Here is a 13,177-nt window from a genome sequence, read left to right on the forward strand (position 1 = left end):
TGCCAGTCGCGCATGCCGGCGAACCGGCACACGCGACACGCCGTCAGAAGTCGAACCCCGGCCCGCCCGCACCCGGGCCGCCCGGCGCAGCCGCCGGCGCCGCATCCTTCGGTGCTTCGAACACGGTTGCATCGGTCGTCAGCAGCAGCCCCGCGACCGACGCCGCGTTCTGCAGCGCCGTGCGCGTGACCTTGGTCGGATCGAGCACGCCCGATTCGACGAGGTCGCCGTATTCACCCGTCTGCGCGTTGTACCCGAAGTTGCCCGAGCCTTCGGCCACCTTCGCGACCACGACGCTTGCCTCTTCGCCCGCGTTCGTGACGATCTGGCGCAGCGGTTCCTCGAGCGCGCGCAGCACGATCTTGATGCCCGCGTTCTGGTCGGCGTTCACGCCCTGCAGTTCGCGGATCGCCTGCCGCACGCGGATCAGCGCGACGCCGCCGCCCGGCACGATGCCTTCCTCGACGGCCGCGCGCGTGGCGTGCAGCGCGTCGTCGACGCGGTCCTTCTTCTCCTTCACCTCGATCTCGGTGGCCCCGCCGACCTTGATGACCGCAACGCCGCCCGCGAGCTTCGCGACCCGTTCCTGCAGTTTCTCGCGGTCGTAGTCCGACGTCGCTTCCTCGATCTGCACGCGGATCTGCTTCACGCGTGCCTCGATGTTCTTCGCATCGCCCGCGCCGTCGATCACCGTCGTGTTTTCCTTGCCGACCTCGATGCGTTTCGCCTGGCCGAGTTCCGCCAGCGTCGCCTTCTCGAGCGTCAGGCCCGTTTCCTCGGCGATCACCTGGCCGCCGGTCAGGATCGCGATGTCTTCGAGCAGTGCCTTGCGGCGGTCGCCGAAGCCCGGCGCCTTCACGGCCACCGTCTTCAGGATGCCGCGGATGTTGTTGACGACCAGCGTCGCGAGCGCTTCGCCTTCGACGTCTTCCGCGATGATCAGCAGCGGCTGGCCCGATTTCGCGACCTGTTCGAGCACCGGCAGCAGGTCGCGGATGTTCGAGATCTTCTTGTCGTGCAGCAGGATGTACGGGCTTTCGATCTCGGCGATCTGCTTGTCGGGATTGTTGATGAAATACGGCGACAGGTAGCCGCGATCGAACTGCAGCCCTTCGACGACATCGAGCTCGTCCGCGAGCGACTTGCCGTCCTCGACGGTGATCACGCCTTCCTTGCCGACGCGGTCGATCGCTTCCGCGATGCGCTGGCCGATCGATTCCTCGCCGTTCGCGGAGATCGTCGCGACCTGCGCGATTTCCTTGCTCGTGGTGGTCGGACGGCTGATCTTCTTCAGCTCGTCGACGGCCGCCGCGACGGCCTTGTCGATGCCGCGCTTCAGGTCGAGCGGATTGAGCCCGGCCGCGACGTACTTCTGGCCTTCGCGGACGATCGCCTGCGCCAGCACGGTGGCCGTCGTGGTGCCGTCGCCGGCCGCATCGCTGGTGCGCGACGCGACTTCCTTCACGAGCTGCGCGCCGATGTTCTGCAGCTTGTCCGCGAGTTCGATTTCCTTCGCGACCGACACGCCGTCCTTCGTGACGACCGGCGCGCCGAAGCTGCGTTCGAGCACGACATTGCGGCCCTTCGGCCCGAGCGTGACCTTCACCGCGTTCGCGAGAATGTTCACGCCTTCGGTCAGCCTGGCCCGTGCGACGTCGCTGAAAATGATTTCCTTCGCTGCCATGATTGCGCTCCGTTACTGGTTGACGACTGCGACGATGTCTTCCTCGCGCAGCACGAGAAACTCGGTGCCGTCCAGCTTGACGGCCTGGCCCGCGTACTTGCCGAACAGCACGCGCTCGCCGACCTGCAGGTCGGGCACGATGCGCTGGCCGTCCGCATCCTTGCGGCCGGGGCCAACGGCGATCACTTCACCCTGGTCGGGTTTTTCCGCGGCGCTGTCGGGGATCACGATGCCCGACGCGGTGGTGGTTTCCTGGTCGAGTCGCTTCACGATCACGCGGTCGTGCAAGGGGCGTAGGCTCATAGGTTCGTCCTGTGCTGTTCTGTCGAGATTGGCTGGCACTCTTTGGAAGAGAGTGCTGACGAGTATAAAAATGCGCGGCGGCGCGATCCAATAACGGATTCGGAAATGCATTCGCGCCGGCGTGCAAAGCGCGCGGCGCGCGTTACCGCGACACGGCCTGCTGCGCGGTGGGCGTGCAGACCGGGTGGATCGTCTCGCCGGCAAGCACGCGCTTCACGAACGGAATCGAATCGGCGAGCGACGCGTTCACGGTGCCGTTGTGTTCGCGGCCCGCATACAGGTGCGCCTCGACGGTCGTGCCCGCCGCGCACGCGTCCTTCGCGAGCGCGAGTTCGAGCGGCGCGAGCCCGTCGTCCGCGCCCGCGCCGATGAAGACGGGTGTCGCGATCTTCAGCGTCGGGTACGTCAGGTACGCGTCCCACCACGCTTTCAGCCGTGCATCGCCGCCGGGCTTCACGGTGTTCGCATGCGTGAGGTGCGCGAGCGCCGCATCGTCCTCGAGCGACGCGAGGCAACCGATGCGCGCCTGTTCGAGGATCGGCAACGCCTGGTCGGTCAGCACTTCGTCCGCGCGCAGCGACGGGTCGATCTGCTGGGCGGAGAGCACCGAGTAGAACTGGTACGCGAGTGTCGGATCGACGCGCTCGGGGTCGCGCCGGTAGGCACTGTCGAACTTCGGCAGCGACGCGAGCGTGGCGGGCGATGCGTTGTAGATCGTGCCGGTGGCGACGGTCGCGCGGATCGCGAGTTCGGGCGCATACGCGGGCGCGTAGCCGGCCGCCGCGAACACGGCCGAGCCGCCTTGCGACTGGCCGACGAGCACGACCTCGTTCGCGAGCCCCGGCACGCCGCCGAGCACCGCGCGCACGCTGTCGAGCAGCGTGTAGCTGTTCGAGCGGTTGTTGAGCTGCGGATTCGGGCCCGGCGTGCCGAGCCCCTGATAGTCGGTCGCGACGACGGCGAACCCCTGCTGAAGCCACGCGTTCAGGTAGCGCACGTCGCGATACGAGCGGCCGAACCACGACGGCGCGCAGATGTCGGCCATCCCGAACGTGCCGTGCGCCCACGCGACGATCGGCCAGCCGCCGGCGGGCGGCGTGCCGCGCGGCACGAACAGCGCACCCGACACGGCGATCGGCGTGTGACCGCCGACACCGTCGGTCGACGCATAGAGGATCCGCAACTGGCGCGCTGCGCTCGCGAGCCCGAGCGTCGCGGGCAGCGGCTCGATGCGCAGCAGCGCGCCGGGCGTCGCCGGAATGTCGCGGTCCCACGTGTAGAACGCGGACACGCGGCCGTCGCCCTGCAGCGGGTCGGGCGCGGGAACGCGGCCGGGCGAAGCCGCGTGCGACAGGAAAGACGATACGGCGAGCGCCGAAGCCAGCAGTGCGCGCGCGGCGCAGCCGCGCAGGGGGAGAAGCGTCATGGTCGGATGGAGGTCGATGAGATCGGATCGGAAGCGCCGGACGGTGGATGGCGCGGGCCGACCACGACGCAAGTTTCGAACCAGCGCATCCGTTGCGTGTGCGGCGCGCGGCGCGACGGGCCGTTGCGTCGTACCGCGTGCGCCGCACGCATGCGCCGGCTGCGCGTCGCGCAGCAATCCGGGAGGCCGGCTGTTGCTCCCGCAACAAAGGCAGGTGCATGGATCGTGCCGTGTGCATCGTGCGTGACCGGCCCGCACCGCGGCGCGGGCGTTCGATGCGTGCGCGCCCGGCTGGCACGATTGCTGCTGATCCGGTCGGCGTGAGTCGCGACGTTGCGTTGCGATCCCCTCCGTCCACCCGATCAAGGAAACCATCCTCATGTCCGTCACCCCAATCATCGACAGCGGCGAACTCGTGGCATTCGTCGAGCGTGCCACGCGCGAATTCACGCAGGCTGCACGCGTGCTGAAGGACACGCGCACGCTGTCCGCGACCAACACGTTCCAGGCGTTCCAGCGCGTGCCGGGCACCGAGCTCGTCGTCGCGCTGTCGGCGCCGAGCCCGTGGGCCGCCTCGCAGGAAATCCAGCCGGTCGTCGTGACGTTCGACGGCGACGTGCTGCATGGCGACGCGCGCGCGGGCGGCAACGGGCCGCGTTATGCGGACGTGTTCCGCGAGGCGCCGGACGTCGGTGTCGTGATCCACGTGCACGGCCCGTATCTCGGCGCATGGGCGAGCGCGCATCGCCCGCTGCCGATCCGCTATGCGCCGGCCGCGCGCTACACGCGCGCCCGCGAGATTCCGGTGTACGTCGATCGTCGTCCCGGCGAGCCGCGTTTCATCGTCGACACGATCCGCCGCGACCCCGAGGTACCGGCGATCATCGAGGCGAACGGCGGCGCAACCTTCTGGGGAAAATCGATCCTCGACGTGTCGAAGTACATCCTGATCCTCGAGGAAGCCGCGTATTTCCAGGCGCTCGCGGAGCCGCTCGGCGGCTCGCTCGAGTTCGGGCCGGGCGCGCTCGAGCAGCAATGGAAGATGACCGGTCTCGCGTGACATCGCGCGAGCTCGCGCGGCGGCCGGCGCAATCCGGCCGCCGTCATACCGATAGCTCGATGAATTGGTTCGTCCCCGGCGCGCGCCTTGCTATCGTCGAACCTTCCCCGTTCAACACGCCGGTCGTGCCATGGCCATCTTCAGTTTGCCGGACCCGAATTCGCATGCGATCACGATCCGTGCGAAGGCGCTGACGTTCGACGATCCCAAATCGCGGGTGCTGCTCGAGCGCATCCAGCTCGTCGCGCCGAGCGACGCGACCGTGCTCGTCACCGGCGAGAGCGGCACCGGCAAGGAGCTGATCGCGCGCCTCGTGCACTCGCTGAGCGAGCGCCATGACGGCCCGTTCGTGGCGGTCAACTGCGGCGCATTCTCCGAGACGCTGATCGAAAGCGAGCTGTTCGGCCACGAACGCGGCGCGTTTACCGGCGCGATCAACAGCCAGCCCGGCTGGTTCGAATCCGCGAATCGCGGCACGCTGTTCCTGGACGAGGTGGGCGACCTGCCGCTGTCCGCGCAGGTCAAGCTGCTGCGCGTGCTGCAGGAGCGCGAAGTGACGCCGGTCGGCTCGCGCAAGACCGTGAAGATCGACGTGCGGCTCGTCGCGGCGACCAACGTGAATCTCGAAGCCGCGGTGCGCGCGGGCAATTTCCGCGAGGATCTTTACTACCGGCTCAACGTCGTGAAGCTGAGCCTGCTGCCGCTGCGCGAGCGCCTCGGCGACATCGCGCCGCTGATCGAACACTTCATCGACACCTATGCGAAGCGGCTGCGCGTCGCCGCGCCGACGCTCACGGACGCCGCGCGCGCACGGCTGCATGCGCACGCTTGGCCGGGCAATATCCGCGAACTCGAGAACGTGATCCACCACGCGGTGCTGATCTGCGCGGGTGGCGCGATCGATGTGGGCGACCTGCAGTTCTCCGCGCTGTCGCTCGCGCCCGATGCCGACGACCCGCGCGCCCCGGCGGCGGCACCGCCGCGCCGTGCGCGCGACGTGGCCGAGGCGACCGATGCGCTGCGCCATGCGGTGATCGAGCTGCTGGATCTCGGCACGCCGTCGCTCTGGCAGCACATCGAGGACACCGTCTACCGCAGCGTGTTCGACTACAGCGAGCACAACCAGCTGCGCATGTCGCGCCTGCTCGACCAGTCGCGCAACATCGTGCGTGCGCGGCTCGCGCAGCTCGGCATCCTGAAGCCGCGCGACGCGGGTGACGGGGGCGACGCCGACGCGCGGCTGCGCCGTCAGGCGTGATCGCGCCAGCGCAGCGCGCGCTGCGCGATCCGCTCGCATAGCGCACTCATGCCGACGGCGAGTGCCGTCACCCCCAGCACGCAGACCAGCAGCACGTCGGCGCGCGCGCCGGCCTGCGCGTTCTGCATCAGGCTGCCGACCCCCGCGCCCGCGTTGAACAGCAGCTCGCTGCTGGTCGCGGTGATCCACGCGAACGGCACGGCTTGCAGCACGCCCGCGAACAGGTCGGGCAGCGCGCCGGGAATCAGCACGTCGCGCCACAGGCCGATGCGCGTCAGGCGATACGACTGCGCGAGTTCGACGTAGCGCGGATCGACGCGGCGCAGCCCGTCGAAGCTGGCGGTGGTCATCGGGTAGAACGCGGCGAGCGCGATGATGAGCACCTTCGCGAATTCGCCGGTGCCGGCCCACAGGCTCAGCAGCGGAATCAGCCCGAGCAGCGGCACGTAGCGCAGTGCCTGGAACGCCGGCTCGCCGAGCTTGCGCGCGAGCGTCGAGCGCGCCATCGCCGCGCCGAATACAAGCCCGAACGCGACGCCGAACCCCAACCCGAGCGTCGTGCGGCGCAGGCTCGCGCCGAGATCGGTCGCGAGTTCGCCGCTGCGGGCGAGTTCGACCAGCGCGGCGCCCACCTGCTGCAATGGCACGAACGCGTATTGATGGGCCGCGTCGCCGGACGATGCGAACTGCCATGCGGCCACCAGCAGGGCCGGCACGACGAGGCCGCGCGCGCGGCGGCGCAGCGGGGCGAGCGAGAGAGAGCGTATGGCGAGCGTCATTTCGAAGCGTATCCAGTCAGGTCAGCGCGAGGGCGCTTGCCAGCGCAATGCGTAGCGTTGCACGAGCGCAATCGACCGGTCGATCGCGAAGCCGATCAGCCCGATCACCGCGACGTCGATGAGCACGACGTCGAGCCGCAGCATCTGCCGCGCGAGTTCCATCATCTGGCCGATCCCGCTGTCGGCGCTGAGCAGCTCGACCGCGACGAGCGCGAGCCACGCGCGCGCAAGCGCGATCCGCACGCCGGTCAGCAGCGGCGGCAGCGCGGCCGGCAGCAGCACGTCGCGCAGCAGCGCGAAGCGGCCGAGCCCGTAGTGCCGCGCCATCTCGACGAGGTCGCGCGGCGCGTCGTGCACGCCCGTGTACGCGGCCAGCGCGACCGGGAAGAACACGGCCTTGCCGACGACGACGAGCTTCAGCGGCTCGTCGACGCCGATCAGCAGGATCAGCAACGGAATCAGCGTGAGCGTCGGCACTTGCCGCAGCAGGTCGAACGTCGGCTGCAGGTAGTCGGAGAACAGCCGGCTGCGCGCCAGCAGGATGCCGAACGCGGCTCCGCCCGCCGCGCCGATCGCGAACCCGAGCGCGAGGCGATGCAGCGTGATCAGCAGGTTGTCGCGCAGTTCGCCGGTGTCGAGCAGGGTGCGCAGCGTCGCCGCGAGCCGGCCGGGCGGCACGACGAGCTGCGGCGGGAACCAGCGCAACGCGCTCGCGAGCCACCACAGCGTGGCGAACGCGACCGGCGTGGCCCACCACAGCGCGAGCCCGCCGAGCCGCGCGACGCCGGGCAGGCGGATCGCGCGTGCGCCGTTCGACGCGAGGGCGTGCATCGGCATCAGCGGCTCGCGACGCGCGCCGTGTCTGCGCGCCAGTAGCTGTCGAGCCCGAGCTGCTTGAGCGCGGTCGCGACGAACGTCGGCGCGAGCAGCGCGTTCACGTCGACCGGCGCGGACGTCAGGCCGGCCTGGCGGCTGTACGCGACGACGTCGCGATAGTGACCGGTCAGCGCGGGCGTGAAGAGCGGCGTCCATTGCTCCTTCCACGGCGTCGATTCGTCCGCGTATTCGCGGCGCACGACGCTTTCCGGCTGGCCGGACGCGCTCAGGATCTTCACGTACGCATCGCGGTTCTGCGGCTGCGAGATCCAGTGCGCGGCACGCACGTAGGCGGTCGCGACGAGCTGCGTGATGTCGGGGTAGCGCCGCACGAAATCGTCGGATGCCCACAGTTCCGCGCGCATCTTCCAGTCGTCGGGCGCGGTCTTGGTCGACCAGATGATCTTGCCGACGTTCTTGTCGACGAGCGAATACGCGTCGGACAGCGTGAAGAAGCCGTCGACGCGGCCGGCCGCGACCGCTGCCGCACCGGCCTGCGGGTCGAGGTTGTAGATCCTGAAGTCGGACAGCTTCAGCCCGTTCTCGGCGAGCAGCTTGCTGAACGTGACTTCCCACGGCCGGCCGCGATTGAGCGCGATGCGCTTGCCCTTCAGGTCGACGATCGACTTCGCGCTCGAGCCGGCCGGCACGACGAGATACGTATTGCTGCCGACCCCGCCCGGCACGATCAGGCGCGTATGCGTGCCCGACGCGTTGACGACGACCGACGGCAGGTCGCCGTAGCCCGCGAAGTCGATGCTGCCGTTCGTGAACGCCTCGTTGACGAGCGTGCCGACCGCCGCGGTCGACACCGGTACCCATTGCAGCTTCACGTGCCGCGCGGCGAGCGCCTTCTCGAGCGACTTGTCGGCGTCGATCAGCGCGGAGGCGCCCGCGTATTGCGTCTTGCCGCCGCCCGAATAGGCGACGACGGCGATTCGCACCACCTTGGGCGCATCGTCCGCGTGCGCGGCCGGTGCGGCGAGCGATGCCGCGGCAAGCGGCAGCGCGGCGAACAGCGCACGCAGCGGGCGGCGCAGCGAAGCGAGGGAGAGCATGTGTTTCATGATGGTCGGGATCAGTGGGCGGAAAAGAGGCTCACGCGCGTTTCTGCCGCGACGGCCGCAGCACGTCGGCGAGCGGGCGCGGGTCGATCCAGTCGGCGACGTCGAAGTCGGCTTCCAGAAAACCCCGGTCGTGCAGGAACGTCTTGAAGTCGTCGAGCGCGGCGACGGATTCGTCGTCGAGGTTGACGCCGAGGTGCCGGTGCAGCTGGTTGCCGTACGCGGCGCGGACCCAGTCGATCGACGACGCGGTTTCGCCGGCCACGTAGTGCGCGGTTTCGTCGGGATGCGTGCCGGCCCATTCGCCGGCCGCGACCACGAGCTTCAGGAAGCCGGCGACGATGTCCGGATGGTTCGCGAGCACGTCCGCGTTGACGGTCAGCGGGCGCGGCGTGCCGTTGTTGTTGCGGATCGAGCGCTCCGGATGAAAGCCGATGTCGATCACGACGTGCGCGCCGATCAGCTGCGCGATCTCGAGGCCGGTCGAGCCCTTCACGTAGATCGCGTCGACCTCGCCGCGCAGCAGCGCGCCGGCTTCGGCCGCGTAGAGCGCACGGCTCGAGAAGCCGTGCGGCGACGCGAACAGGTCCGCCGCGCGCGCCGGCCCGACGGCCTGGAGCGTGCGCGCACGCACGTCGACGAGTTCGACGTCGGCGGTGGTCAGCCCGTCGAGGCTCAGCGCGTTGACGAAGCCGCGCAGCGCCGACGCGCGAAAGATGTCGATGCGGTCGTCGGGGCGGCTCGGGATCGCGACGCGGCGCCCGCGCAACGCCTTCACGGAGCGGATGCCCGACTCGGGCCGCGCGAGGATCAACTGCGATTCGTCGACCCACGACAGCCCGATCACGCGTGTGTTCGCGCCGTTCGAGCGCGCCCACATCGCGGGGATGCTGCCGCCCTGGCGAAACGACTGCGCCAGCGTGTGGTCGCTGATCGACGACACGTCGTGCCGCGTGGCACCGCGCGGCGAGCGGATCGCGACGCCGTCGGCCGACGTCTCGCCGTTGAGCCAGCCGAGATGCACGGCGATGCCGAGCGGCGTCGGCACGGGCGATCGGGCGTACCAGAACGTCTGCTGCTTGTCCGATGACGAATCGGGCCTGTCTGTCATGTGTGAGATTCCCTCTCTGCGTAAGCATGGTCGAAGCGCGGTCGCGCGCGGTGCCGCTCGGTGTCGGTGCGCACGCGCGGGCCGGTCAGCGTTGCAAGTTCCGGGCCAGTGAACGGAAACGGCGAGGCCGCACGCGGTGCGGGCGTCGCGCGGAAAGGCCGATGCGTGTGTCGATGGGTGGCCTGTTGCGCCAGCAACAGTCGCGTGGGCCGCTGTTGCGCGCGCAGCAGCGGTGCGGCCGATGCAGCAGCACGGCACGCGCCTGTCGCGACCGTGCCGGCCACGGCCGGGCGGGTGCGATCCGGTTGCCGTCGACGCCCGGCGTGCAAGGCGCCGCACAGGTTTGCAGGCGGCCGCGCAGGTGCCGCGTCGGGCAAGTTGGCACACCGCGTGCTTTACAGCGCAGCACACGGGCGGCACGGCGATGCCGCACGCAATCCGAATGGCCCGACCAGGAGAACCCCGATGGCTGTTGAATTTCTGTGGCGCCTGCCGATGCATGGCGACGGCAGGCGCGCACACGACCTGCATACACGCGGCGAATGGAACCGCCAGCGCGCGTCGCGCGTCGCGCCGAAAGTCGACGACGACGAATTCGGCTACATCGACTATCTGTCGCAGGTCGCGCGCGCGGCCGATATCGCCGGCTTCCACGGCGCGCTGATCCCGATCTTCCGCTTCACGGAGGAGCCGTGGGTCGTGGCGGCCGCGCTGGCGCGCGAGACGCGCCGGCTGCGGCTCCTGATCGCGCTGCAGCCGCATTTCGTGCATCCCGTCTACGCGGCGCAGATGGCCGCGAGCCTGCAGCGGATCAGCCGTGGCCGCGTGGAGTGGAACGTCGTCACGGGCGGCGGCGGCCCCGACCAGCGCGCGTACGGCGACTTCATCGACCACGACAGCCGTTATGCGCGCACGGACGAGTTCCTCGACGTCGTGAAGGGTGTCGCGGCCGGCGAGCCGTTCACGTTCGACGGACGCTTCTACCGCGTCGAAGGCGGCGGCCTGCTGCCGCCGCTGAGCGGCCAGAAACCGCCGCGCATCTACCTGGCCGGCGCGAGCGATGCCGCGCTCGCGGTCGCCGCGAAGCATGGCGACGTGCACCTGAGCTGGGGCGAGCCGCTCGCGAAACAGAAGGAGGTGATCGATGCGGCCCGCCGCGCGCTCGATCGCCAGAACGCCGAGCGCGACCTGCGTTTCGGCATGCGCATCGACATCCTGGCGCGCGAGACCGAGGCACAGGCGTGGGCCGAGTTGCGGCAGATGTTCGCGACGGTGGGCGACGCGACGCGCAACGGCTTCGGCGGGCGCGGCGAGTCGTCGGAATCGGTCGGTGCGAAACGCCAGTTCGCGCTGCACCAGGGCAACACGCAGCACTTCGACGACCTGATCGTCGGCCCGAACCTGTGGGCCGGGATGTCGCAGATTCGCGGCGGCCCCGGCTGCGTGATCGTCGGCAGCCACGAGCAGGTGGCCGAGCGGCTCGCGGAATACGTCGACATCGGCGTGTCGACGTTCATCCTCGCGAGCAACCCGCATCTCGAGGAGGCGTACCGCGTGGGCGAGGAAGTGCTGCCGCTCGTCGACGGCGCGCTGAACGCGCGCGGCACGCAGGCGGCGCTGCGCGTGGCCGGCGCGTGAACGCAACGGCATCCCCCCGCATTCCAACGACAAGGACATTCACCATGACGACACTCGCTGCGCAGGCCACGGCCCGCGACGCACTCTGGTACACGCGCTGCCCGGTGCCGACCGCGCTCGGCATCGCCGTGCACCGCGGCTGGTTCGACGAGGAGTTCGGGCCGGACGGCATCGCGCTGCATTCGCTGCAGGAGACGGCCGACGCCGGCAAGCGCGAATCGCACTTCGATCACAGCCTCCCGTCCTCGTTCCGGCAGGGCGGCAACATTCCGGCGCTGTGGGCGCGGGCACGCGGCGCCGATACGCGCGTGATCGGCCTGTCGTGGACCAACGAGTTCCAGGCGATCGTCACGCTGCCCGAGCGCGGTATCCGCACCGTGCGCGATCTGCGCGGCCGGCGGCTCGGGTTGCCGCGCCATCCGATCAGCATCGACTTCTGGCGCGCGGCCGCGCTGAAAGGCTTCCTGAGCGCGCTCGAACTGGAAGGGCTCGGGCACGGCGACGCGGAGTGGGTCGACCTGCCCGACGAACGCGAACGCCACACCGGGCCGGCATCGTTCACACGCGGTCCGCACGAGTACGGGATCGAGATTGCGGCGCTCGTGCGCGGCGAGGTCGACGCGGTGTTCGTGAAAGGCGTCGAAGGGCTCGAAACCGTGCACCTGATCGACGCGCAGGTGGTCATCGATCTCGGCGCGCACCCCGATCCGCTGGTGCGGATCGGCAACGGCACGCCGCGCACGCTGACGGTCGATCGCGCACTGATCGACGCGCGCCCCGATCTCGTGAGCCGCTTCCTGTCGGTCGTGGTGGGCGCGGGCGACTGGGCCGCGCGTCATCCGGCGGAGACGGTGGCCTATATCGGCCGCGAAACGCGCGCGTCCGACGAATGGGTGCGCTATGCGTACGGCGCGGACGTGCACCGCCATCTGGAGACGGGGCTCGCGCAGACGTCGATCGACGGGCTGGTCGCGTTCAAGGATTTCCTCGTCGAGTGGGGCTTTCTCGAACAGGATTTCGATGCGCGCGCATGGATCGACCCGGCGCCGTTCACGCGCATCGACCGGCAACGCCATGCGTGGGTCGCGTAGCGCGCCGCGGCGCGTCATTGCAAGGAGTCGAGCATGACAGGTCTGACGATCGAATACGGCGTGCCGCCGGCGCGCCGGCATGCGGCGCGCGCGGCGCCGCGCACGGGCGCGGGTGTGGCCCCCGCGGTGGCTGCCGCATGGCCGCCGTCGGCTTCGCCTGCCGCACGGCCGGAGGCGCGCGCGGCGAAGCCGGGCCGGTGGCGCGTCACGGGTGCGATTGCACTCGCCGTAGCGGCGCTGCATGCGGGCGTCGCGCTGCTGGCCGCGCGCGCGCCCGCCGCGCCGCCTGTACAGCCCGTGCAGCCGCCGCGGCCGCTGCCGATGACGGTCGAGCTGACGCGCCCGCCTGAACCGTTGCCGCAGGCCGCGCATCCGCCGCCACCGGTGCCGCCGAAGCCGCAGCAGCCGCTGAAGCAGGCGCCGACCCCGCCGAAGCCGCGTGCGGCCGTCGCGCATCCGGCGCCTGCGCCGGCTGCCGCGCAGCCTGTCACGCGCGAGGCGGCGCCGACGGCACCGGCCGCTGCCGCACAGGCCGCACCGTCTCCCGCACCCGCCGCGCCGGCAGCGCCCGTGCGTGAAACCGCGCCGATCGGCGACGCGGCCTACCTGCGCAACCCGGCGCCCGACTACCCGGCCTTTGCGCAGGACCAGGGCTGGGAAGGGCGCGTCGTGCTGCGTGTGCACGTGCTCGCGAACGGCACGCCCGATTCCGTCGACGTCCGCACGAGCAGCGGCCGCCGCGTGCTCGACAACGCGGCGGTGGCCGCCGTGAAGCGCTGGACGTTCGTGCCCGCGAAGCGCGGCGACGAAGCGGTCGACGGCTGGGTCAACGTGCCGATCGATTTCAAGCTGGGCTGACCGACCGGGCGGCCCGCCACATTTTTCAA

General features: G+C 70.2%; 12 protein-coding genes. 5 read left to right on the forward strand and 7 right to left on the reverse strand.

Translation table 11 applies throughout. From position 1 onward, the window contains the following. Positions 1-43 precede the first annotated feature (43 nt). From groL to DPV79_RS25560, 3 genes are all read right to left on the reverse strand, one after another. A complete protein-coding gene (groL, locus tag DPV79_RS25550) occupies positions 44-1,684 on the reverse strand; it encodes a chaperonin GroEL (protein WP_113046763.1) in 1,641 nt (546 codons plus the stop codon). A 12-nt stretch (positions 1,685-1,696) separates the two neighbouring features. Then, positions 1,697-1,987 carry a co-chaperone GroES gene (gene groES / locus DPV79_RS25555; RefSeq protein WP_027790739.1) on the reverse strand — a complete coding sequence of 97 codons (291 nt, stop codon included), beginning with the start codon at positions 1,985-1,987 and terminating at the stop codon, positions 1,697-1,699. Between the two features lie 142 nt (positions 1,988-2,129). Beyond that, a complete protein-coding gene (locus DPV79_RS25560; RefSeq protein ID WP_113046787.1) occupies positions 2,130-3,413 on the reverse strand; it encodes a lipase family protein in 1,284 nt (427 codons plus the stop codon). 379 nt (positions 3,414-3,792) lie between these two features. Between DPV79_RS25560 and DPV79_RS25565 the strand changes: the two genes are divergently transcribed. Both DPV79_RS25565 and DPV79_RS25570 read left to right on the forward strand, forming a co-directional pair. Next, positions 3,793-4,473 carry a class II aldolase/adducin family protein gene (locus DPV79_RS25565; RefSeq protein WP_113046764.1) on the forward strand — a complete coding sequence of 227 codons (681 nt, stop codon included), beginning with the start codon at positions 3,793-3,795 and terminating at the stop codon, positions 4,471-4,473. A gap of 130 nt (positions 4,474-4,603) precedes the next feature. Then, positions 4,604-5,731 carry a sigma-54 interaction domain-containing protein gene (locus DPV79_RS25570; RefSeq protein WP_059687577.1) on the forward strand — a complete coding sequence of 376 codons (1,128 nt, stop codon included), beginning with the start codon at positions 4,604-4,606 and terminating at the stop codon, positions 5,729-5,731. Here the strand turns inward: DPV79_RS25570 and DPV79_RS25575 are convergent. Genes DPV79_RS25575 through DPV79_RS25590 form a run of 4 tightly spaced genes read right to left on the reverse strand, consistent with a single transcriptional unit; the run spans position 5,722 to position 9,561 of the window. Next, positions 5,722-6,510 carry an ABC transporter permease gene (locus tag DPV79_RS25575; protein ID WP_059653948.1) on the reverse strand — a complete coding sequence of 263 codons (789 nt, stop codon included), beginning with the start codon at positions 6,508-6,510 and terminating at the stop codon, positions 5,722-5,724. The genes DPV79_RS25570 and DPV79_RS25575 overlap by 10 nt on opposite strands. Before the next feature lie 21 nt (positions 6,511-6,531). Next, positions 6,532-7,347, reverse strand: a complete 816-nt coding sequence (locus DPV79_RS25580; RefSeq protein ID WP_113046765.1) for an ABC transporter permease — start codon at positions 7,345-7,347, stop codon at positions 6,532-6,534. Then, positions 7,347-8,444, reverse strand: a complete 1,098-nt coding sequence (locus tag DPV79_RS25585; RefSeq protein WP_244321809.1) for a PhnD/SsuA/transferrin family substrate-binding protein — start codon at positions 8,442-8,444, stop codon at positions 7,347-7,349. Before DPV79_RS25585 ends, DPV79_RS25580 begins: the two co-directional genes overlap by 1 nt. A gap of 40 nt (positions 8,445-8,484) precedes the next feature. Then, complete coding sequence (locus DPV79_RS25590; RefSeq protein ID WP_059676736.1) at positions 8,485-9,561, reverse strand: ABC transporter substrate-binding protein; 1,077 nt, start codon at positions 9,559-9,561, stop codon at positions 8,485-8,487. Positions 9,562-10,026: 465 nt separating this feature from the next. Between DPV79_RS25590 and DPV79_RS25595 the strand changes: the two genes are divergently transcribed. Genes DPV79_RS25595 through DPV79_RS25605 form a run of 3 tightly spaced genes read left to right on the forward strand, consistent with a single transcriptional unit; the run spans position 10,027 to position 13,148 of the window. After that, on the forward strand, positions 10,027-11,199 hold the full coding sequence (locus DPV79_RS25595) for an LLM class flavin-dependent oxidoreductase (protein WP_021156762.1): 1,173 nt from the start codon (positions 10,027-10,029) through the stop codon (positions 11,197-11,199). Between the two features lie 44 nt (positions 11,200-11,243). Further along, complete coding sequence (locus tag DPV79_RS25600) at positions 11,244-12,290, forward strand: ABC transporter substrate-binding protein (RefSeq protein WP_059494513.1); 1,047 nt, start codon at positions 11,244-11,246, stop codon at positions 12,288-12,290. Positions 12,291-12,323: 33 nt separating this feature from the next. Beyond that, positions 12,324-13,148: an energy transducer TonB gene (locus DPV79_RS25605; RefSeq protein ID WP_113046767.1), complete on the forward strand. Its 825-nt coding sequence runs from the start codon at positions 12,324-12,326 to the stop codon at positions 13,146-13,148. Positions 13,149-13,177: the final 29 nt, after the last annotated feature.

This window comes from Burkholderia reimsis, from assembly GCF_003294055.1.
Taxonomy (GTDB): domain Bacteria; phylum Pseudomonadota; class Gammaproteobacteria; order Burkholderiales; family Burkholderiaceae; genus Burkholderia; species Burkholderia cepacia.

What these genes read in the sequence shown, in the direction of transcription:
- groL (WP_113046763.1), bottom strand. Translation starts at nt 1,684, where the DNA reads ATGGCAGCGAAGGAAATCATTTTCAGCGACGTCGCACGGGCCAGGCTG.
- groES (WP_027790739.1), bottom strand. Translation starts at nt 1,987, where the DNA reads ATGAGCCTACGCCCCTTGCACGACCGCGTGATCGTGAAGCGACTCGAC.
- DPV79_RS25560 (WP_113046787.1), bottom strand. Translation starts at nt 3,413, where the DNA reads ATGACGCTTCTCCCCCTGCGCGGCTGCGCCGCGCGCGCACTGCTGGCT.
- DPV79_RS25565 (WP_113046764.1), top strand. Translation starts at nt 3,793, where the DNA reads ATGTCCGTCACCCCAATCATCGACAGCGGCGAACTCGTGGCATTCGTC.
- DPV79_RS25570 (WP_059687577.1), top strand. Translation starts at nt 4,604, where the DNA reads ATGGCCATCTTCAGTTTGCCGGACCCGAATTCGCATGCGATCACGATC.
- DPV79_RS25575 (WP_059653948.1), bottom strand. Translation starts at nt 6,510, where the DNA reads ATGACGCTCGCCATACGCTCTCTCTCGCTCGCCCCGCTGCGCCGCCGC.
- DPV79_RS25580 (WP_113046765.1), bottom strand. Translation starts at nt 7,347, where the DNA reads ATGCCGATGCACGCCCTCGCGTCGAACGGCGCACGCGCGATCCGCCTG.
- DPV79_RS25585 (WP_244321809.1), bottom strand. Translation starts at nt 8,444, where the DNA reads ATGCTCTCCCTCGCTTCGCTGCGCCGCCCGCTGCGTGCGCTGTTCGCC.
- DPV79_RS25590 (WP_059676736.1), bottom strand. Translation starts at nt 9,561, where the DNA reads ATGACAGACAGGCCCGATTCGTCATCGGACAAGCAGCAGACGTTCTGG.
- DPV79_RS25595 (WP_021156762.1), top strand. Translation starts at nt 10,027, where the DNA reads ATGGCTGTTGAATTTCTGTGGCGCCTGCCGATGCATGGCGACGGCAGG.
- DPV79_RS25600 (WP_059494513.1), top strand. Translation starts at nt 11,244, where the DNA reads ATGACGACACTCGCTGCGCAGGCCACGGCCCGCGACGCACTCTGGTAC.
- DPV79_RS25605 (WP_113046767.1), top strand. Translation starts at nt 12,324, where the DNA reads ATGACAGGTCTGACGATCGAATACGGCGTGCCGCCGGCGCGCCGGCAT.